This is a genomic window from Streptomyces inhibens (genome assembly GCF_003389455.1).
GTDB classification, from domain to species: domain Bacteria; phylum Actinomycetota; class Actinomycetes; order Streptomycetales; family Streptomycetaceae; genus Streptomyces; species Streptomyces inhibens.
In genome coordinates, this window is sequence record NZ_QUAC01000190.1 from 1 (window position 1) to 17,663 (window position 17,663).

Annotated in this window: 16 protein-coding genes and 2 pseudogenes; 7 read left to right on the forward strand and 11 right to left on the reverse strand. The window is 72.1% G+C overall.

Translation table 11 applies throughout. The features are described 5' to 3' along the window. The 5 genes from DY245_RS23635 to DY245_RS23655 all read right to left on the reverse strand — a co-directional run. Positions 1–864: NUDIX hydrolase (locus DY245_RS23635; RefSeq protein WP_244943213.1), on the reverse strand; the 864-nt coding region annotated here is incomplete at its 3' end. Positions 865–1,131: 267 nt separating this feature from the next. After that, a complete protein-coding gene (locus DY245_RS23640; RefSeq protein WP_128509244.1) occupies positions 1,132–1,944 on the reverse strand; it encodes an ABC transporter permease in 813 nt (270 codons plus the stop codon). A gap of 23 nt (positions 1,945–1,967) precedes the next feature. After that, positions 1,968–2,807, reverse strand: a complete 840-nt coding sequence (locus tag DY245_RS23645) for an ABC transporter permease (protein WP_128509245.1) — start codon at positions 2,805–2,807, stop codon at positions 1,968–1,970. Between the two features lie 22 nt (positions 2,808–2,829). Next, positions 2,830–4,008 carry an ABC transporter substrate-binding protein gene (locus DY245_RS23650; RefSeq protein ID WP_128509246.1) on the reverse strand — a complete coding sequence of 393 codons (1,179 nt, stop codon included), beginning with the start codon at positions 4,006–4,008 and terminating at the stop codon, positions 2,830–2,832. 117 nt (positions 4,009–4,125) lie between these two features. Further along, positions 4,126–5,193: an ABC transporter ATP-binding protein gene (locus DY245_RS23655; RefSeq protein ID WP_128509247.1), complete on the reverse strand. Its 1,068-nt coding sequence runs from the start codon at positions 5,191–5,193 to the stop codon at positions 4,126–4,128. 113 nt (positions 5,194–5,306) lie between these two features. On the opposite strand from DY245_RS23655, the pseudogene DY245_RS45330 reads away from it, so the two are divergent. From DY245_RS45330 to glpK, 5 genes and pseudogenes are all read left to right on the forward strand, one after another. After that, positions 5,307–5,741 (forward strand): annotated as a pseudogene (locus DY245_RS45330) (Zn-ribbon domain-containing OB-fold protein); the annotation flags it as partial. Between the two features lie 510 nt (positions 5,742–6,251). Continuing rightward, complete coding sequence (locus tag DY245_RS45335; RefSeq protein WP_220377933.1) at positions 6,252–7,442, forward strand: lipid-transfer protein; 1,191 nt, start codon at positions 6,252–6,254, stop codon at positions 7,440–7,442. Between the two features lie 213 nt (positions 7,443–7,655). After that, a complete protein-coding gene (locus DY245_RS23665) occupies positions 7,656–9,383 on the forward strand; it encodes a bifunctional diguanylate cyclase/phosphodiesterase (protein WP_128509249.1) in 1,728 nt (575 codons plus the stop codon). 221 nt (positions 9,384–9,604) lie between these two features. Continuing rightward, complete coding sequence (locus DY245_RS23670; protein WP_128509250.1) at positions 9,605–10,378, forward strand: MIP/aquaporin family protein; 774 nt, start codon at positions 9,605–9,607, stop codon at positions 10,376–10,378. Between the two features lie 53 nt (positions 10,379–10,431). Continuing rightward, a complete protein-coding gene (glpK, locus tag DY245_RS23675; RefSeq protein ID WP_128509251.1) occupies positions 10,432–11,961 on the forward strand; it encodes a glycerol kinase GlpK in 1,530 nt (509 codons plus the stop codon). Between the two features lie 105 nt (positions 11,962–12,066). Here the strand turns inward: glpK and DY245_RS23680 are convergent, their stop codons facing one another. The 3 genes from DY245_RS23680 to DY245_RS23690 all read right to left on the reverse strand — a co-directional run bounded on the left by DY245_RS23680 (position 12,067) and on the right by DY245_RS23690 (position 14,445). Further along, the gene (locus tag DY245_RS23680; RefSeq protein ID WP_128509252.1) at positions 12,067–12,678 is read right to left on the reverse strand and encodes a GTP-binding protein; all 612 of its coding nucleotides are present in this window, start codon (positions 12,676–12,678) and stop codon (positions 12,067–12,069) included. A 224-nt stretch (positions 12,679–12,902) separates the two neighbouring features. After that, a complete protein-coding gene (locus DY245_RS23685) occupies positions 12,903–13,514 on the reverse strand; it encodes a TetR/AcrR family transcriptional regulator (protein ID WP_128509253.1) in 612 nt (203 codons plus the stop codon). Positions 13,515–13,575: 61 nt separating this feature from the next. After that, entirely contained in the window at positions 13,576–14,445 is an 870-nt protein-coding gene (locus DY245_RS23690; RefSeq protein WP_128509254.1) for an alpha/beta fold hydrolase, read from the reverse strand. Positions 14,446–14,596: 151 nt separating this feature from the next. Between DY245_RS23690 and DY245_RS23695 the strand changes: the two genes are divergently transcribed. Continuing rightward, positions 14,597–15,421: a PP2C family protein-serine/threonine phosphatase gene (locus DY245_RS23695; RefSeq protein ID WP_128509255.1), complete on the forward strand. Its 825-nt coding sequence runs from the start codon at positions 14,597–14,599 to the stop codon at positions 15,419–15,421. 40 nt (positions 15,422–15,461) lie between these two features. After that, positions 15,462–16,469: an MASE1 domain-containing protein gene (locus DY245_RS23700; protein ID WP_425329432.1), complete on the forward strand. Its 1,008-nt coding sequence runs from the start codon at positions 15,462–15,464 to the stop codon at positions 16,467–16,469. A 13-nt stretch (positions 16,470–16,482) separates the two neighbouring features. Here DY245_RS23700 and DY245_RS23705 read toward each other — a convergent pair whose 3' ends face one another. The 3 genes and pseudogenes from DY245_RS23705 to DY245_RS23715 all read right to left on the reverse strand — a co-directional run. Further along, a complete protein-coding gene (locus DY245_RS23705; protein ID WP_128509257.1) occupies positions 16,483–16,896 on the reverse strand; it encodes a DUF742 domain-containing protein in 414 nt (137 codons plus the stop codon). Between the two features lie 14 nt (positions 16,897–16,910). Further along, complete coding sequence (locus tag DY245_RS23710) at positions 16,911–17,351, reverse strand: roadblock/LC7 domain-containing protein (protein ID WP_128509258.1); 441 nt, start codon at positions 17,349–17,351, stop codon at positions 16,911–16,913. Next, positions 17,348–17,663 (reverse strand): annotated as a pseudogene (locus tag DY245_RS23715) (histidine kinase); the annotation flags it as partial. The pseudogene DY245_RS23715 and the gene DY245_RS23710, both read right to left, overlap by 4 nt.

Consider the following 17,663-nt stretch of genomic DNA (forward strand, 5'->3'; position numbering starts at 1 on the left):
CAGCGCCGGGTGCAGCAGGCGGGCGTCGCCCGCACGGTAGAGGCGGGCGCGCGGGCCGCCGCGGGCTCCCCCGCGGGCCGCGGTCGCGCCGGTGGATTCGACGAATCCGGGGACGGAGAGCACCTTGCGGTGGAAGTTCCCGGCGTGCAGCGGGCTGCCCCAGATGGATTCGTAGACGCGGCGGAGTTCGGCGATGGTGAATTCCTCGCCGAGGAAGGCCGTGGCCAGCGGGGTGTACTCGATCTTCGCGCGGGCGCGGTCGAGTCCGTCGGCGACGATCCGGGCGTGGTCGAAGGCGAGCGGGAGCGGGGCCTTGGGAGCGGGCTCACCCGCCGGCGGCTCATCGGCTACGGGCCGGGGCACGGAATCACCCCCGTCGATCCCGTGCCCCGGACCCTGTTCTGGGGGACGCGGCCGGGCCGCGTCCGGTTCGCCGTCGGCCTGCGAAGTGTCCCCGTCCGCCGCCGGCTGCGCCGTACGGCCGTCCCGAAAGGTGCCGAGATCGAGCCCGGTGACCGGGATCCAGGCCGCGGACGAGGCGTCGCCGCCGCCCCGCGCCTCGGGGAGGTCGGGCGCGAAGGCGAGGTAGGCGACCGTGACGACGGGCATCCGCGGGTCGCGGCCAGGATCGCCGTACGAGCCGAGCTGTTCGAGGTGGACGCGCTCCAGTTGCGTGGCGTCCAGCCCGGTCTCCTCGGCGAGTTCGCGGGCGGCGGCCTCGTCGAGCGATTCCCGGCCGGCGCGGACGAATCCGCCGGGCAGCGCCCAGGCGCCCTGGAAAGGCCGGCCGCCGCGCTCGACGAGCAGGATGTGCAGGATGCCCGCGCGCAGGGTCAGCGCGACGATGTCGACGGTCACGGCGATGGCGGGGAAGTCACGCGGGTCGTAGGCCGCGAGGAATGCGCTGTCGCCGCCCTCGTCGGCGGTATCGCTCCCGTTGCCCTGCCGGTCCGCATCCACGACCGCCACCTCCGCTCGTCATTCTCACTTTGAGTCTTTCTCGGAACGAGAACAACATAGCACCGGGTGCGGACGACGTCCAAGGGAAAAAGCGGGAGTTGACGCTCCGACGGGCAGGCGGGCAGGCGGGCAGGCGGGCAGGCGGGCAGCTGAGCGTCGCCGGCGCTGTGCTCAGAGCCGGCCGCCGGCCGGGTCCGACGAGAGCCGCTGGGCGACGTATACGGGGAGCACCGACAGGCCGATCAGAACCGCGGCGACGACATCGACGACCGGCGCCTGGTGGGGGCGGGCCAGATTCTCGTAGATCCAGATCGGCAGTGTCCTGGTGCCCGCCCCCGCCGTGAAGGTGGTCACCACGACCTCGTCGAAGGAGAGCGCAAAGGCCAGCAGCGCACCGGCGAACAGGGCCGGGCGCAGCGCCGGGAAGGTGACGTACCGCAGGGTCTGCCAGGGGCGGGCGCCCAGGTCGGCGGAGGCCTCTGCCAGCGAGGGTGCGATCCGGCGGAGCCGGGCAGCGACATTGTTGAAGACGATGACGACGCAGAAGGTCGCATGGCCGACGACGACGGTGAACAGGCCGAAGCCGATGCCCACTGGCTCAAGAACGGTGCGGAAGGCGGCGTTGAGGGCGATGCCGGTGACGATGCCGGGCAGCGCGATCGGCAGCACGATCAGGAACGAGACGGTCTGCCGGCCGAAGAAGCGGTGGCGGTGCACGGCGAAGGCGGCGAGCGAGCCGAGGACCAGGGCGATGGCGGTGGCGCCCAGACCGGCCCGCAACGAGGTCCACAGCGCGTCGCGGGCGCCCGCGCTGTGCACGGCGCGGCTCCACCACTCGCCGGTCAGCCCGCTGGGCGGCCAGGCGAACGAGCCGTCGGCGTTGAGGGAGTTGAGCACCACCAGGAGCAGCGGAAGGTAGATCAGGGCCAGGCCGGCGGCCGTCACACAGCCGAGCACGATGCGGGCGGTGCGCGTGAGATGCATCCGGCTGCCTCCTCGGGGACCGGTCAGAGCGAGTCGAGCGCGCCGGCCCGGCGGACGGCGGCGAGATAGCAGACGATCAGGGCGACGGGGACGGCGGAGAGCGCCGCGGCCAGCGGCAGATCGAGGGTGACCTGGGAGGCGATGACATTGCCCAGGAGCTGGGTGCGGCCGCCGACGATCTGCACGGTGAGGTAGTCACCGAGGCTGAGCGAGAAGGTGAAGACGGAGCCCGCCAGGATCGCCGGGCGCACGGCGGGGGCGACGACGGAGCGCAGGGTGCGTACGGTGCCCGCGCCTAGGTCGGCGGAGGCCTCCAACTGGTGGGCGGGCAGCCGCTCCAGGGCCGCGTACACCGGCAGGATCATGTACGGCAGCCAGAGGTAGGCGAGCACGATGACCACGGCGGTCGCGCCGTATCCGGGTCCGCGCAGGCCCAGTGGGGCGAGCGCCGCATTCACGATGCCGTGTTCGCCGAGCATCACCCGCCAGGCGTACGCCTTGACGAGATAGCCGGCCCACAGCGGGGTGAGCACGGCCACCAGCAGGACGCGGCGCAGCCGGCCCCGCGCCACCCGCGCCATGAAGAACGCCATCGGCAGCGCGAGTACGGCGTCCAGGAGGGTGACGGCGACGGCGATACCGAGGGTGCGCAGGGCGACGGTGCGGTAGACGGGGGTGGTGAGGATGTCCCGGAAGTTGTCGGTGGTCCAGGTGCGGACCACGTCGGAGGTGAAGGGGTCGGTCGTCCAGAAGGCGGAGAGCAGGAGGATGGCGAGGGAGCCGAGGTAGGCGAGGACCAGCCACAGGAGGGGCGGGGCGAGCAGCGCGGCGAGCCGGCCGCGCGCGCCCGGCTCGCAGCTCATGACGGGCACCGGTTCCGCGCGCTCAGCCCTTGATCTCCGTCCAGGCACGGGTCCATTCCGCGTAGTCGGTGCATGTGACGCCCTTGCGGCCGTCGAGGCACTGCGGGACGGGGGTGGTCCAGAAGTGGACGCGGCGGTAGTAGCTCTCGTCGTCGGCGTGGTAGACCGCGCAGTGCCGGGGGTCGGCGGTTTCCTTGCAGGCCCTGGCGTTGGCGGGGGCCTCGCCGAAGTACTCGGCGACCTGGGCGTTCACCTTCGGGGAGACGATCCAGTTGAGCCATTTGTAGGCGCAGTTGGGGTGGGCGGCCTTGGCGGAGACCATCCAGGTGTCGGACCAGCCGGTCGCCCCTTCCTTGGGGAGGACGGCCTTGACCGGGGCCTTTTCCGCGGTAGCGGTATTGGCGATGACCTGCCAGGTGGTGCCGATGACGCTGTCGCCGCCCTTGAAGGCGGTGACTTCCTTCTGGTAGTCGCTCCAGTATTCGCCGATGTGCTGCCGCTGCTTCTTCAACAGGGCGACGGCGGCGGCGAGTTGCTTGCCGTCGAGGGCGTAGGGGTCCTTGATCCCGAGCCCCGGCCGGGTCTTCATCAGATAGAGGGCGGCGTCGGCGATGTAGATGGGCGAGTCGTAGGCGGTGACCTTGCCCGAGTACTTCGCCGCACCGTCGAAGACGGCCTTCCAGGAGTCGGGGGCCGGCGAGACCTTGTCGGTGCGGTACATCAGCAGATTGGCGCCGCGGCCGTGCGGAATGCCGTACATCTTCCCGTCCTTGGAGTTGAACGGGCGCATCTTCAGGCCGCTGAAGATGTCGCGGTAGTTCGGGACCAGGCGGGTGTTGACGGGCACCACGTCCTTGGCGGCGATCAGCCGCAGGGTGGCGTCACCGGACGCGGAGACGGTGTCGTACTGGCCGGTCTTCATCAGCGAGACCATCTCGTCGGAGGTCCCGGCGATCTTGGTGTTGACCTGGCAGCCGGTCTGCTTCTCGAAGGGGTGCACCCAGTCGGCCTTGGGGTCGTTGGAGCCGTCCTCGGCGTATCCGGCCCAGGCGATGATGTCGACCCGGCCCTCGCCCTTGCCGACGGACTTCTGCTCCGCGGCTCCCCCGCCGTCCGGGCCCCCGCCGCCGGAGCCGCAGGCGACGGCCAGCAGCAGGACGCCGGCCGCCACGGCGGCCTTCCACTGATTCGCGTTGCGCATGGTGAGCTCCCCTGTCGCACACGGCTGTCGAGCCCCGCCAGTATCCGGAAGCGGACCCTCTGCCACCAGAGCGCATCGCCGATCGAATGCGCCCGGTTGCGCGAAACCGACGGCTCGTCAGCCGGGGACCGCGAAGGCGTCGTTGACGTTCCACAGGAGATGAACGGCGGCGCCGATACGGGCCGCGTCCGGCAGCCCCGCCGAGTTCAGCCGCAGTACGGTGAGCCGGTCGTCGCCCGCGTCGAGCCGGATCACGAACCGGGTGTGGGCGCCGGCGTGCGCGATATCGGTGATCCGGCCGGCCACGCAGCGCTCCCCCGGCCCCGGCGCGCTGTCCGGAGCGGCGATCCTGATCCGTTCGGGGCGGATGCTGTACGTCCCCGGGGCGCCGACCACGCGGACCGCGGCCTGGTCGCGCAGCAGATTGGTGGTGCCGACGAAACCCGCGACGAAGGCGGTGGCCGGCCGGTCGTAGATCTCCAGCGGCGGGCCGATCTGCGCGATGCGGCCGCGGTCGAGGACGGCGAGACGGTCGCTGAGGGTCAGCGCCTCTTCCTGGTCGTGGGTGACGAGGAGGAAGGTGACGCCGGTGGCGCGCTGGATGCGGGTGAGTTCGCGCTGCATCTCCTGGCGCAGCTGGAGGTCGAGGGCGCCGAGGGGCTCGTCGAGCAGCAGCAGACCCGGGTCGTCGATCAGCGCCCGGGCCAGGGCGACGCGCTGGCGCTGGCCGCCGGAGAGCTGGGCCGGGCGGCGTGGGCCGTAGTCGTCGAGCCGTACGGTGCGCAGCGCCTCGCGGGCGCGGGCGAGGCGCTCGGGTTTGCGCACCCCGCGCACGGTCAGGGCGTAGGCGACGTTCTGCTCGACGGTCATATGGGGGAAGAGCGCGTAGTCCTGGAAGACGGTGTGGACATCGCGGCGGCTGGGCGCGAGTGCGGTGACATCGCGGCCGGCGAGTTCGATACGGCCCGCGGTGGGCCGCTCGAAGCCGGCGATCAGACGCAGCAGGGTGGTCTTCCCGGAGCCGGACGGCCCGAGGAGGGAGAAGAACTCCCCTTCCCGGAGCGCGAGTTCGGCGCCATCGACGGCGCGTACCGCACCGAAGTCCTTGCTGACGGCGGTGAGCCGTACGGCGGGTGCGGCGCCCGTACGGGCCGGCCGGGCGTCGGTGCGGGCGGCTTCGGTCACGGGCGCTCCCCCTCGTGCACGGCTTGATCGCGCGGCGACTGTACCGGGGTTCCGCGCCGAGCGGCAGCGTGCCACACTTCTGACGTTCCGTCAGTTCTGGGTGGGGAGGGGCCGTGTCACGTACACGCAAACCGGTGGTGCCGGGGTGGTTCGACCCGGACGCGGCGGACTTCCGGCTGCTGGGGACCCGGTGCCGGGCCTGCGGCGCGGTGTTCTTCCCCCGCGAGGACACCTTCTGCCGCAACCCCGCGTGCACGAGCGACGACCTGGCGGAGGTGCCGCTGTCCCGGCGCGGCACGGTCTGGTCGTACACCGACGCGCGCTATCGCCCGCCCGCCCCCTACGTCTCCGATCCGGACGCCTCGTGGCAGCCGTACACCCTGGTCGCCGTGGAACTGGCGGCGGAGCGGATGGTGGTCCTCGGCCAGGCCGCGCCCGGCGTCGGCGTCGCGGATCTCACGGTGGGCACGGAGGTCGAGCTGGTGCCCGGGGTGCTGAATGAGGATGACGGGCATACGTGGATGACGTGGCGGTGGAGGGTGGTGGGAGGTGGCGGTGGGGGCGATTCGCGGGCGGTGGCCGCGTCGCTGGGGCCGGCCGCTGCCGGAGCGGGGGGTGTGTCATCGGACCTGGCTGGCGGTGGAGCGGGGGGCGCGTCGCTGGGGCCGGCTGCCGCCGAAGCGGGGGGCGCCTCACTGGGCCAAGCCGTCCCCGAAGCGACACCCGCGTCGCCGTGTCCGCCCGTCCCCGAAGCGGTGCCCGCGTCACCACATCCGCCCGTCCCCGAAGCGACACCCGCATCACCACATCCGCCCGTCCCCGAAGCGGCACCCGCATCACCACACCCGCCCACCCCCCGAAGGGGGGTGGGCGGCGGGGAAAAAACTAAAGGCGCGGGTGGGCGGCGGGTATACAGGAGCGCAGGGCACCCACCCCCGACCGCATCGCAAGGCAGCACGCACGCAGGGCACGCACCCCCGAGCGCAGACCGAGGCAGTTCGAGGGAAGCGCAGGCAAACACAAGCGCAAGCCACGATTCCGAGCCCTCAACCGGCTCCCTGACCGGCGACGTGGCCGTGCTCGGTGCCGGTATGCACCCCTGGGGCAAGTGGGGGCGCAGCTTTGTCGAGTACGGGACGAAGGCGGTCAGGGATGCCCTCGCGGACGCCGGGCTCGACTGGCGCGAGGTGCAGAGCGTGGTCGGGGCGGACACGGTGCGCGGGGGCTACCCCGGTTATGTGGCGGGCGCGACCTTCGCCAAGGCGCTGGGCTGGCAGGGCGCCCGGGTGACCAGCGTCTACGCGGCCTGTGCGTCCGGCGCGCAGGCGATCGGCACCGCGCGGGTGCAGATCCTTTCGGGCCTCGCGGAGGTGGCGCTGGTGGTGGGCGCGGACGCCGCGCCCAAGGGCTTCTTCGCCCCGGCGGGCGGCGATCGGCCCGATGATCCGGACTGGTTGCGTTTCCGGTTGCTGGGAGCCACCAACCCGGCGTACTTCGGGCTGTACGCACGCCGCCGGATGGCCCTGTACGGCGATACGGCGGACGACTTCGCCCAGGTGAAGGTGAAGAACTCGGCGGCAGGCGCGGCCAATCCGTACGCCCGCTACCGCAAGCGGGTCACCGCGCAGGAGGTCGCGGCGTCGGCGGTGGTCTCCGACCCACTGCGGCTGCTGGACATCTGCGCGACCTCCGACGGCGCCGCGGCGCTGGTCCTGACCAGCATGGACTTCGCGCGCCGGCACGGCGTCGCGGACCCGGTCCGGATCCGCGCGGTCTCCACGGCCACCCCGCACTATCCGCGGACCGTACTCGATCTGCCGGACATCGCCACCGACTCGTCGGCCGCCGTACCGGAGCCGGCGACCGGTTTCCGGGCGTCGATCGCGCACACCGCCTACGAGGAGGCCGGGATCGGCCCCGAGGACCTCTCGCTGGCCGAGGTCTACGACCTGTCCACCGCACTGGAGTTGGAGTGGTACGAGGACCTGCGGCTGTGCGGCGCCGGTGAGGGCGCCAAGCTGCTGCGGGACGGCGCGACGGCGCTGGGCGGGCGGCTGCCGGTGAATGCCAGCGGCGGCCTGGCGTCGTTCGGGGAGGCGGTGCCGGCGCAGGCCATTGCGCAGGTCTGCGAGCTGACCTGGCAGCTGCGGGGACAGGCGGGCGCGCGCCAAGTAGCCGGTGCCCGGGTGGGGGTGACCGCCAATCAGGGGTTGTTCGGGCATGGATCGGCCGTGGTTGCGGTGCGGTGAGGGTGGTCGTACGGCGGCCGCTCCCCACGAACTCCCCGCGCCGCGGCGCGGCGCAGGCCACCGTACGGCGCCGCCTCCCCTGCGCCCCCGGAGCCCGCCCCTCGAACGTCCTGTGTGCATTGCGGGGGCAGTGATCCATACGCTCCGGAAGGATGCATGAACAGTGCGTTAATCACACCCTGTTCACCGTGACGGAGGGGCAAGCTACTGCCCGTGCCTGCCTGGACGGACCAGCTTCGATTCGCCTTCCAGCCCGTCGTGAACCTCTCGACCGGTTCGGTCGCCGCGCTGGAGATACTCGCCCGCCCCGAGGACGGCGAGGTCGATGTCCTGGCCTCCGCGCGCCGCTGCTCCGAACTGGACGCGGAACTCGCGGCGCTGGCCGTACGGACGGCGGCACATCAGGAGACGCTGCTGCCGCTGCACATCAATGTCTTCGCCACGACCGTCGCCGAGCTGCCCCGGCTGACGGCGCTGGGCAAGGCCGTTCACGACGTGGGCCGGCGGCCGTGGGAGATCACCCTCGATCTCGGCGGGCCGTTCACCCATGTCCCGCACGCCGCGCTGCTGGAGTCGGTGGCGGTGCTGCGCGACGAGGGCTACCGGATCTGCGCGGACGGGGTCGGGGACGGTGATCTGCCGCTGCGGCTGCTCGGCGAGCTCGCGCCGGACCTCGTCAAACTCGATGCGTCGCTGTGTGCGCGGCTGGACACCGACCGGGGACGGCAGGCCGCGGTGGCCGCGGCGCGGCAGCTGTGCGAGCGGGTGGGCGGGCTGCTGGCCATCGAGGGCGTGGAGACCGAGCGGCAGTATGCGGCGGTACGGGACGCCGGGGTGCAGCTGGCGCAGGGCCACTTGTTCGCACCGCCGGCGCGCCGGCCGGCCACCGATGTGTACTTCCCGGCCGCGCTCCCGCAGGCGGCGAGCGGGCCGGCGGTGCCGCACCGCCCGCCCTCGGGACCGCCGGTCGCCCAGTTCCTGCAGCCCGCCGCGCTGCTGCCGATGTCCGCGTCCGCGGGCGCGGTGCGCAGCCATCTCACCGGCTTCCCCGAGGTATCGGGGGTGCTGCTGGTGGACACCGACGGGGTGCCGGTCCGGGCGATCGACCGGGACCGGTTCCTGCTGTCGCTGTCCGGGCGGTACGGGCATGCGCTGTACGCCGACCGGCCGGCACTGCGGCTCGCGGACCGGCCGCGGACGGTCGGTGCGGACGCCACCGCCTGGCAGGTGCTCGATGTGATCGCCGAGGGGGACCGGGACCGTACCGGGGACGATGTGGCGGTGGTGGACGAGCGCGGCCGGTGCATGGGCGTGGTGCATCTCGCCGACATCGTGCGGGCGCTGGCCGAGAGCCGGGTGGAGGAGGCGGCCCGGCTCAATCCGCTGACCCGGCTGCCCGGTTCGGACGAGGTCAACGCCGAGGTGGACCGGCGGATCGCCGAGGGCCGGGCGTTCGCGCTGAGCTGGCTGGATGTGGACGGTTTCAAGCAGGTCAACGACGGTGCGGGGTTCGCGGCCGGCGATGAGCTGATCCGTTCGGTGGGGCGGGCGCTGGCCCAGGTCGCGGCGGGCGAGCCGGCCAGCCGGGTGGGCCATATCGGCGGCGATGACTTCCTGGTGCTGGCCGAGCCGGACGGCCTGGAGCCGTTCGCCGCGGCGCTGTTGGACGTGGCGTGGCAGGCGGGCGGGCGGCCGGTCACGCTGTCGCTGGCGACGGCCGTCTGTCCGCCCGGCACCGTCACCGGCCACCATGAGGCGGCGGCCGCGCTCGCACCGCTGAAGAAGGCCGCGAAGGGGCTGCCGGGGGCGAGCTGGGTGCTGGGCCGGCCCGGCTCGGGGCTTACCGAGATCCGCCGCGGTACGACGGCCCGGGTGCCCGGCCCGGCCGGCCCCACGTGCACCGCCCCGCCGGGTCAGGGGGGCGTACGGGCCCGGGGGTGACGGGGCGCGGCGGTGCCCGTGGGCAGGTGCGGGTACATCAACATCCCGAGCTGTGTGCGACCTTGACGCTCCCTCACCTCAGGTGAACACTTCCGGATGCCGGTCGGCACTGCCGCACTCAGGCACCCCGGCCGGGTGGCGGCGGCTGCCCGCTGTCCGCCGTTGGCACGCACCCTGCACGGAGGACCGGGGGACGTCCCCCGGGGAGCCAAGGAGCCGCCATGTATTCCAATGGGCACATCTTCGTCGGTGAAGTGATAGGCACCGCGATACTGATTCTGTTCGGCGCGGGTGTGTGCGCCGCCGTCACCCTGCACCACTCCAAGGCGAAGGCCGCGGGCTGGGTCGCGATCGCGTTCGGCTGGGGCATGGGCGTCCTGGCCGGCGCGTACACCGCGGCACCGCTGTCCGGCGGGCATCTCAACCCCGCGGTGACGGTCGGCTCGGCGGTCGCGGGCGGCACCGAGTGGTCGAAGGTGCCGCTGTACATCGCGGCACAGATGGTCGGTGCGGCGATCGGCGCCGTACTGGCCTGGGCGCTGTATTACGCGCAGTTCGCGGCCAACGACGGGCGGTCCGGTGTCACTCCGCAGCCGACGCTGGGGATCTTCTCCACCGGCCCGGAGATCCGCCGGCCGGTCGCCAACCTCGTCACCGAGATCATCGCCACCGTCGGTCTGGTGCTGCCGCTGCTGTTCTTCGGCGAGAACAAGGGCATCGGTATCGGCCGGGTCCCCGGCGAGCATGCGGGGGTCTACGGCTCGGGGATCAATGTGCTGCTGGTCGCGCTGCTCGTCGTCGGTATCGGGCTCTCGCTGGGCGGTCCCACCGGCTATGCCATCAACCCGGCCCGTGACCTCGGTCCGCGCCTCGTGCACGCGCTGCTGCCGATCCCCAACAAGGGCTCCCCCGACTGGAGTTACGCCTGGATCCCGGTGGCCGGGCCGCTGATCGGCGCGGTGCTCTCCGGCCTGGTCTATGCCGCGGCGTTCTGACGCCGGCGGGCCCCGCCGCATCCACTCACCAGGACTTCAGGAGGCGTGACGGCATGACGGAGCACACCGAGAAGTACGTTGCCGCGATCGACCAGGGCACCACGTCGAGCCGCTGCATCATCTTCGACCACGGCGGGGCGATCGTCGCCGTCGACCAGCGTGAGCACCGCCAGATCTTCCCCAAGCCGGGCTGGGTGGAGCACGACGCCACCGAGATCTGGTCGAAGGTGCAGGCCGTGGTGGCGGGCGCGCTCGCCAAAGCGGGGCTGCGCGCGGACCAGCTCAGCGCGCTGGGCATCACCAACCAGCGGGAGACCACGGTCCTGTGGGACCGGGCCACCGGCCGGCCGGTGCACCATGCGATCGTCTGGCAGGACACCCGTACCTCCCAGCTGTGCGCGGAGCTGGGCGGCCCGGACGGCCAGGACCGCTTCCGGGATGCCACCGGCCTGCCGCTGGCCAGCTATTTCTCCGGGCCGAAGGCGGCCTGGCTGCTGGATGAGGTGCCGGGTCTGCGGGCCCGTGCCGAGCGCGGCGAGATCGCGTTCGGCACCATCGACTCCTGGCTGATCTGGAATCTGACCGGCGGCACCGACGGCGGGGTGCATGTCACCGATGTGACGAACGCGGGCCGCACGATGCTGATGAACCTGTCCACCCTCCAGTGGGATCCGGCGACCCTGTCGGCGATGAATGTGCCGGCCGCGATCCTGCCGGAGATCAGATCGTCGGCGGAGGTGTACGGCACGGCCGTCGGGCAGCTGCACGGGGTGCCGGTGGCGTCCGCGCTCGGCGACCAGCAGGCGGCGGTCTTCGGGCAGACCTGCTACGGCGTCGGCGAGGCCAAGAACACCTATGGCACCGGGTCGTTCCTGCTGCTGAACACCGGCAACCGCCCGGTCCCGTCCAAGAACGGGCTGCTGACGACCATGGGTTACCAGCTCGGTGGCGAGGCGCCGGTCTACTGCCTGGAGGGCTCCATCGCCATCACGGGCGCGCTGGTGCAGTGGTTCCGCGATCAGCTCGGCATCATCGCGTCGGCCGACGAGATCGAGCCGCTGGCGGCGAGCGTCCCGGACAACGGCGGGGCGTATGTCGTCCCGGCGTTCTCCGGTCTGTTCGCGCCCTATTGGCGCTCCGACGCCCGCGGGGTGATCACCGGTCTGACCGGCTTTGTCACCAAGGCGCATCTGGCGCGCGCCGTACTGGAGGCGACCAGCTGGCAGACGAGGGAGGTCGTGGACGCCATGTACCAGGACTCGGGCGTACAGATCACCCAGCTCAAGGTCGACGGCGGGATGACCGCCAACAAACTGCTGATGCAGCATCAGGCGGATGTGCTGGGTGTGCCGGTGATCCGCCCGGTGATTTCGGAGACCACCTGTCTGGGGGCGGCCTACGCGGCCGGACTTGCGACCGGTGTCTGGCAGGACCTGGACGAGCTGCGGGCCCACTGGAAGCGGGACACGGAGTGGACACCGCGGATGGACGCGCAGACCCGGGACCGCGAGTTCGCCAACTGGCGCAGGGCCGTGGAGCGCAGCTTCGGCTGGCTGACGGAGGACGGCTCGGCGGCGTCCTAGGGTCTTGCCGACCCTGACCCATCGGACGAGCCCTGGCTTCGGTGGTGCGCAGACGTACGGCCCGTACTCCGGACGGCGGGGTACGGGCCGTGCTTCCGCGCCCGGTCAGGGCAGCGCGGGCTCCCGTCGGCAGTCGCCGGCCTGCATCGCATGCTCGACGACGGAGATCAGCACATCCCGTGCGGAGTCCTTGTGGCGGGCGTCGCACAGCATCACCGGCACCTGGGGGTCCAGGTCCAGGGCTTCCCGTACGGACTCCGGCGGGTAGCGGTCGGCGCCGTCGAAGCAGTTGACGGCGACGGTGAAGGGCAGACCGCGCCGCTCGAAGTAGTCGATGGCGGCGAAGCTGTCCGCGAGCCGGCGGGTGTCGGCGAGCACCACCGCGCCGAGCGCGCCGAGCGCCAGCTCGTCCCACAGGAACCAGAAGCGGTCCTGGCCCGGGGTGCCGAAGAGATAGAGGACCAGGTGGTCGTTGACGGTGATCCGTCCGAAGTCCATCGCCACGGTGGTGGTGGTCTTGGTCTCCACCCCATCGAGGTCGTCGACCGGCCGGCCCGCCTCGGTCAGCCGCTCCTCGGTGCGCAGCGGTTTGATCTCGCTGACGGCGCCGACCAGGGTGGTCTTACCGACTCCGAAGCCGCCCGCGACCAGGATCTTGAGCGTCACCGGCTCGACGGCGGCGGACCGGCGGCGGCGTTCGGAACGCCCGAAAGCCATGGGATCTTCTCCTGAATTTGCCGGGTATGCGGGTGGAGCTCACGCTTGTTCCCCGTGCGTCGGCGAACGAGGCAGCAGGTGCAAGGGAACGGTACAACGTGCTCAGCACGGCGCCCACTTGAGATGCATCACGCTTGGGAGACGCCCGGGGGCAGAGGTCGCCAACCGCCTCAAAAGGGCGGTGAGAGGTGTCCGTTGGTGCGACGGGGAAGCGCCGTGGGCGCTCAGCGCGGGGCGAGGGTGCCGGGCCGGTCGAGCAGTCCCAGCAGGCTCACGAAGCTGGACTCCACGAAGGCGCAGAGCTCTTCCTGGGCGTCGGCCTCCTCCACCGGCCAGGTGGTGACCGCCTCTTCGGCGAACGCCATCCAGGCGCGGGAGGCGAGTTCGAGCCGCGGGGCGTCCGGCATACCGAGCCGCCGCTGGCCGTCGCGCACCCGGCGGGCGACCGTCTCGCGGGTTTCACCCACGATGTCGGTGACCGCGGGGTGGCTGCCCGCGGCGCCCCGTACCAGGGCGAGATACACCTGACGGTGCTCCAGGACGTACGCCACGAAGCCCGCGATGAAGGCCCGCATCCAGGCGACCGGCTCCAGCGAGTCGTCCGGTTGTGTGGCGGCGGTGAAGCGGTCGCACTCGGCGCGGACGACGGCGCGGTAGAAGTCGCGCTTGGAGTCGAAGTAGTGGAAGAGCAGTCCGCGGGAGATGCCGGCCCGGCGGGCGACCTCGTCGGTGGACAGCTCGTCGAGGGAGCGGTCGGCAAGCATCTCCAGACCGATGCCGACCAGCTGCTCCCTGCGCTGGTCGGGGGTGAGGCGGGTGGCTCGCTTGCCGGACATGCCCGCAGTTTACGGCGGCGGGGGCCGGGAGCCGCTCGGTGCGTCCCGGCCCCACGCGGTGTCAGGCGTGCCGGCCGAGGTGGTCGAGGATCTTGGGCGTGACGACGTCGGGGACCTCTTCGGGCAGCCAGTGGCTGGCGCCCTCCAGGGCCTCGAAGCGGTACGGGCCGTCCACCCACTCCCCCGTCGACTCGGCCGCGACGCGGCCCAGCGCGGTGTCCTCGCTGCCCCACAGGAACAGGGTGGGCACGGTGATCCGGCCCGCGGGCACCGAGATGACCGATTCGGGGGCGCGGTACCAGTTCAGGGTGGCGGTCAGCGCGCCCGGCGCGGAGAGCCTGCGGACGTTGTCGTCGACGAGCGCGCCGGGGACCTTGCCGCCGTATGCGGCGCGCAGTCGGGCGGCGTCGTCGGCGAGCAGGGCGGTCTCCGCGGCGCCGTCGTTGAGGCGGAAGAAGCGGACGTAGTCGAGGCGCTGGTACTGGGTGGGGTCCTCGGCGGCGGCGCGGTTGAGCGCGTCGGGGTGCGGGGTGGCCAGCACGGTCAGGGACTTGAGCCGCTCGGGGTGGGCGCCGGCCAGCGCCCAGGCGACCATGCCGCCCCAGTCGTGCGAGACGAGGTGGAAGCGGCCCGCGCCCTGGGAGTCGGCGAAGGCGAGGGCGTCGGCGACGAGTTCGGGGACGGCGTAGTCGGCGATCCGGGGCGGGCGGGCGCGCGGGGAGTAGCCGCGCTGGTCGACGGCGACGGCGCGGTAGCCGGCCGCGCCCAGGGCGGTGAGCACGGCGCTCCAGGAGTCGGCGAATTCGGGCCAGCCGTGCAGCAGCAGGGCGAACTCGCCGTCCGCGGGCCCGCAGGCCAGCGCGTCGTAGGTGTGCGGGCCGACCTGGATCTCCAGGTGCTCGAAGGGGGCCGGGGTCGCGTCCGTGGCCATGGCTGCGCTTCTCCTCCTGTTGACAGTTGCTCAATAGAAGCCTAACGCGGTATTGAGCATTGCTCAACAACCCCCCGGCCATCGGCGGTAATGTGAAAGTTGAGCGGTGATGCGCCACAACGGAACTGGCCATGCCCGAGCGGAGTGCTGAATGAATCGACGCCGCACCCCCACCGGTCCGCCCTCCGAGGAGCTTCTGCACCTCCTCGGCCAGCTCACCGGCCGGGTCATGGAACGGATCAAGCTCCAGCAGGCACGGGTGGCGCTCGCCGTGGAACTGCAGCGGCACATGCTTCCGCCCGAGCTGCCGGGACTGCCGGGACTGCAGACCGCGGCCCGATACGTACCGGCGCAGACGGGCCTGGACATCGGAGGCGACTGGTACGACGCATTCGTGCTGCCGGACGGCTCGCTCGGCTTCGCCATCGGCGACGTCCAGGGCCATGACGTGGAGGCCGCCGCCTTCATGGGCCAGGTCCGCACCGGACTGCACGCCGTCGCGGGTGCCACCACCGACCCCGGCGAGGTGCTGAGCAGGGCCAACAATCTGCTGCTGTCGATGAGCTCCGATCTCCTGGCGACGTGTACGTTCCTGCGCTTCGACCCGGTCCTCGGCGAGCTGACCGACGCCCGCGCCGGCCATGTGCCGGCGGTCTGGGGCACCGCGGACGGCACGGAGGTGCTCCAGGACCCGGGCGGGCTGCCGCTGGGGGTCTTCCCCGACCAGCACTACCCGGTCACCCGCCGCCGGCTGAGCCAGGTGGGCGCATTCGTGCTGATCACCGACGGGGTGGTGGAAGGACCTACCTACCCGATCGAGAACGGGCTGGCGCAGGTGGCGGCCCGGGTCCGCGCGGGGTACGACGGGGACGCCGACGATCTCGCCGCCGAGGTGATCTCGGTCGCCGATCTGACCGGGCACAGCGACGACGCCGCCGTGCTCGTCATCCGCCATGACGGCGGTCCCTACACCTAGGCGCGCGCCCCCGGCGGGGGCGCGGCGGCGAGTGGAGGCTGTGGTGCACAACGAGTGGCTGAAACGTCATGGCACCACTGCCGTGCAGATCCTCGTCGTCGCCGGCGTCTACTACGGCGGCGCCCAGCTCGGCCTGCTCCAGGAGCTGGTCCGGGGGCAGGTCACTCCGCTGTGGCCACCAACGGGCATCGCCCTGACGGCGCTGCTCCTGCTCGGCCCGCGGATCTGGCCGGGAATCGCCCTGGGCGCCTTTCTGGTCAATGTTTCGCTGGGGCCGTCGCTCCTCGTGGTGCTGGCGATCGTCGCCGGCAACACCCTCGGCCCCGTGGTCTCCTACCGGCTGCTGGGACGGGCGGGGTTCCGTGTGCAGATGGACCGGCTGCGCGACGCCGTCGCGCTGGTGTGCCTCGGTGCGCTGACCGGGATGCTGGTGAGCGCGACCGTCGGCAGCGGCGTCCTGGTGCTCTCCGGAGCGCTGACGGCAGGAGACTTCTGGCCGACCTGGGCGGTGTGGTGGACCGGTGATGCGATGGGGGTACTGGTGATCACGCCGGTGCTGCTGCTCCTCAGCTCGGCCCGATGGCCGCCAAGGGCCCGCGTCAGCCCCTACCGGTGGGCGGAGGCGGCGCTGCTGGCGAGCTGCACGCTCGCCGTCATGCTCCTGGCCGTGAGCAGCTCGGTGAATCTGCTCTTCCTGGTCTCGCCGTGCCTGATCTGGGCCGCGTTCCGCTTCGAGCGGGCCGGGGCCGCACCGTGTGCGCTGCTCGTCTCCACGGTCGCGATCATCGCGGCCGCCGAGCAGTCGGGGCCGTTCGCCCACCACGATCTGTTCACGAACATGGTCACCCTGCAGGCCTTCAACGGGGTCACCGCGCTCACCGCGCTGCTGCTCGCCGCGGTCGTCACCGAGCGGCGCAACACCCACCGGGAGATCCAGCGGGTGTGCGCACAGCTGGCCGAGGCGGTCTCCCGGCTGGATGCGGACACGGCCGTCGGGCAGTGGCCGCCGCCGCGCAAGAAGAAGCCCGACGACGGCGGCGGCACCTGAGCACCGGGGGCGGTCACAGCGCGCGCAGGCCGTCGATCACCTCGCGCAGCACCTTCTCGTCCGGCAGCTCGGCCGGTGGTACCGGCCTGCTGACATGGACCAGCTCCGCATCGAGCAGATCCCCGATCAGCACCCGTACGACGCCGACCGGCAGGTCGAGTTCGGCCGCCAGCTCGGCGACCGAAAGCGGCGCCTGCCGGCACAGCTCGACGATGTCCACATGCTCGGGCGACAGCGTCTGGTCGTCGATCGTCTCCTGCGCGCGGCTCTCGGCGACCACTTGCGCGATCAGGTCGAGGCGCCCCTCCGCGGCCGTACGGGTGCGCCCCCGCGTCATGGCGTACGGCCGGACGACCGGGCCCGCGTCGTCGTCGAACCAACGGGCCGCCTCCCGGTCCCGCGCCGCCCGGCCGTCCTGGTCGCTCATGGCGTCACCGTCGTTCAGGTCGAAAGACCGGACCGGGGCGCGGTGCCCAGGTGCGTTCCCACGCGCTTGACCAGCAGCGTCATCTCGTACGCGATCAGCCCGACATCGGAGTCCGCATCGGCCAGTACGGCCAGACAGCTGCCGTCGCCGGCCGCGCTGACGAACAGGAACGCGTCGTCCAGCTCGACCATGGTCTGCCGGACGTGCCCCGCGTCGAAGTGCCGGCCGACGCCCTTGGCCAGGCTGTGGAAGCCGGAGGCGACCGCGGCCAGATGCTCGCCGTCCTCGCGGGTCAGATCCTTCGAGGCGCCGGTGGCCAGCCCGTCGCTGGAGAGGACGAGCGCCTTGCGGATCGAGCCGACCCGCTCGACCAGCTCGTCCAGGAGCCAGTTCAGCTCACCGGATCCCTTCTCCGAGATCGATGCGGTGGAAGCTGCTGCCTTCGGTGCGGTCATGGACCGTCCCCTCCCGATGTGGTTCCTGGTGGTGCTGTGGTGCCTGTGTCGTCGCCGTCATGCGTGGTCGTGTCACGGGCAGCCGGGCCTGTGGTGTCCGCGGCCGCCGGCTGCCCGGCGTCCGTCTTCTCATCCGGTGGCGTTCCGGTCCCGCCCGGGTCCTCGCCGTTGTCGCGACGGCCGCGCTGCCAGCCGCGCTGGAGCGAGGCCATCCGGGCGCGGACCGCCTCGGCGTCCCGGTCGTCCACGGGCGGCGCGGGCCGTGGTTCCGCCGCGGGCTGCGCGGCGGCGGCGTCGGCCTTGAGCTGGGGC

Excerpts from the sequence above, each read along its gene's own strand:
- DY245_RS23695 (WP_128509255.1), top strand. The coding sequence starts at position 14,597 with ATGAATCGACGCCGCACCCCCACCGGTCCGCCCTCCGAGGAGCTTCTG.
- glpK (WP_128509251.1), top strand. The coding sequence starts at position 10,432 with ATGACGGAGCACACCGAGAAGTACGTTGCCGCGATCGACCAGGGCACC.
- DY245_RS23690 (WP_128509254.1), bottom strand. The coding sequence starts at position 14,445 with ATGGCCACGGACGCGACCCCGGCCCCCTTCGAGCACCTGGAGATCCAG.
- DY245_RS23680 (WP_128509252.1), bottom strand. The coding sequence starts at position 12,678 with ATGGCTTTCGGGCGTTCCGAACGCCGCCGCCGGTCCGCCGCCGTCGAG.
- DY245_RS23705 (WP_128509257.1), bottom strand. The coding sequence starts at position 16,896 with ATGAGCGACCAGGACGGCCGGGCGGCGCGGGACCGGGAGGCGGCCCGT.
- DY245_RS23645 (WP_128509245.1), bottom strand. The coding sequence starts at position 2,807 with ATGAGCTGCGAGCCGGGCGCGCGCGGCCGGCTCGCCGCGCTGCTCGCC.
- DY245_RS23640 (WP_128509244.1), bottom strand. The coding sequence starts at position 1,944 with ATGCATCTCACGCGCACCGCCCGCATCGTGCTCGGCTGTGTGACGGCC.
- DY245_RS23685 (WP_128509253.1), bottom strand. The coding sequence starts at position 13,514 with ATGTCCGGCAAGCGAGCCACCCGCCTCACCCCCGACCAGCGCAGGGAG.
- DY245_RS23710 (WP_128509258.1), bottom strand. The coding sequence starts at position 17,351 with ATGACCGCACCGAAGGCAGCAGCTTCCACCGCATCGATCTCGGAGAAG.
- DY245_RS23670 (WP_128509250.1), top strand. The coding sequence starts at position 9,605 with ATGTATTCCAATGGGCACATCTTCGTCGGTGAAGTGATAGGCACCGCG.
- DY245_RS23650 (WP_128509246.1), bottom strand. The coding sequence starts at position 4,008 with ATGCGCAACGCGAATCAGTGGAAGGCCGCCGTGGCGGCCGGCGTCCTG.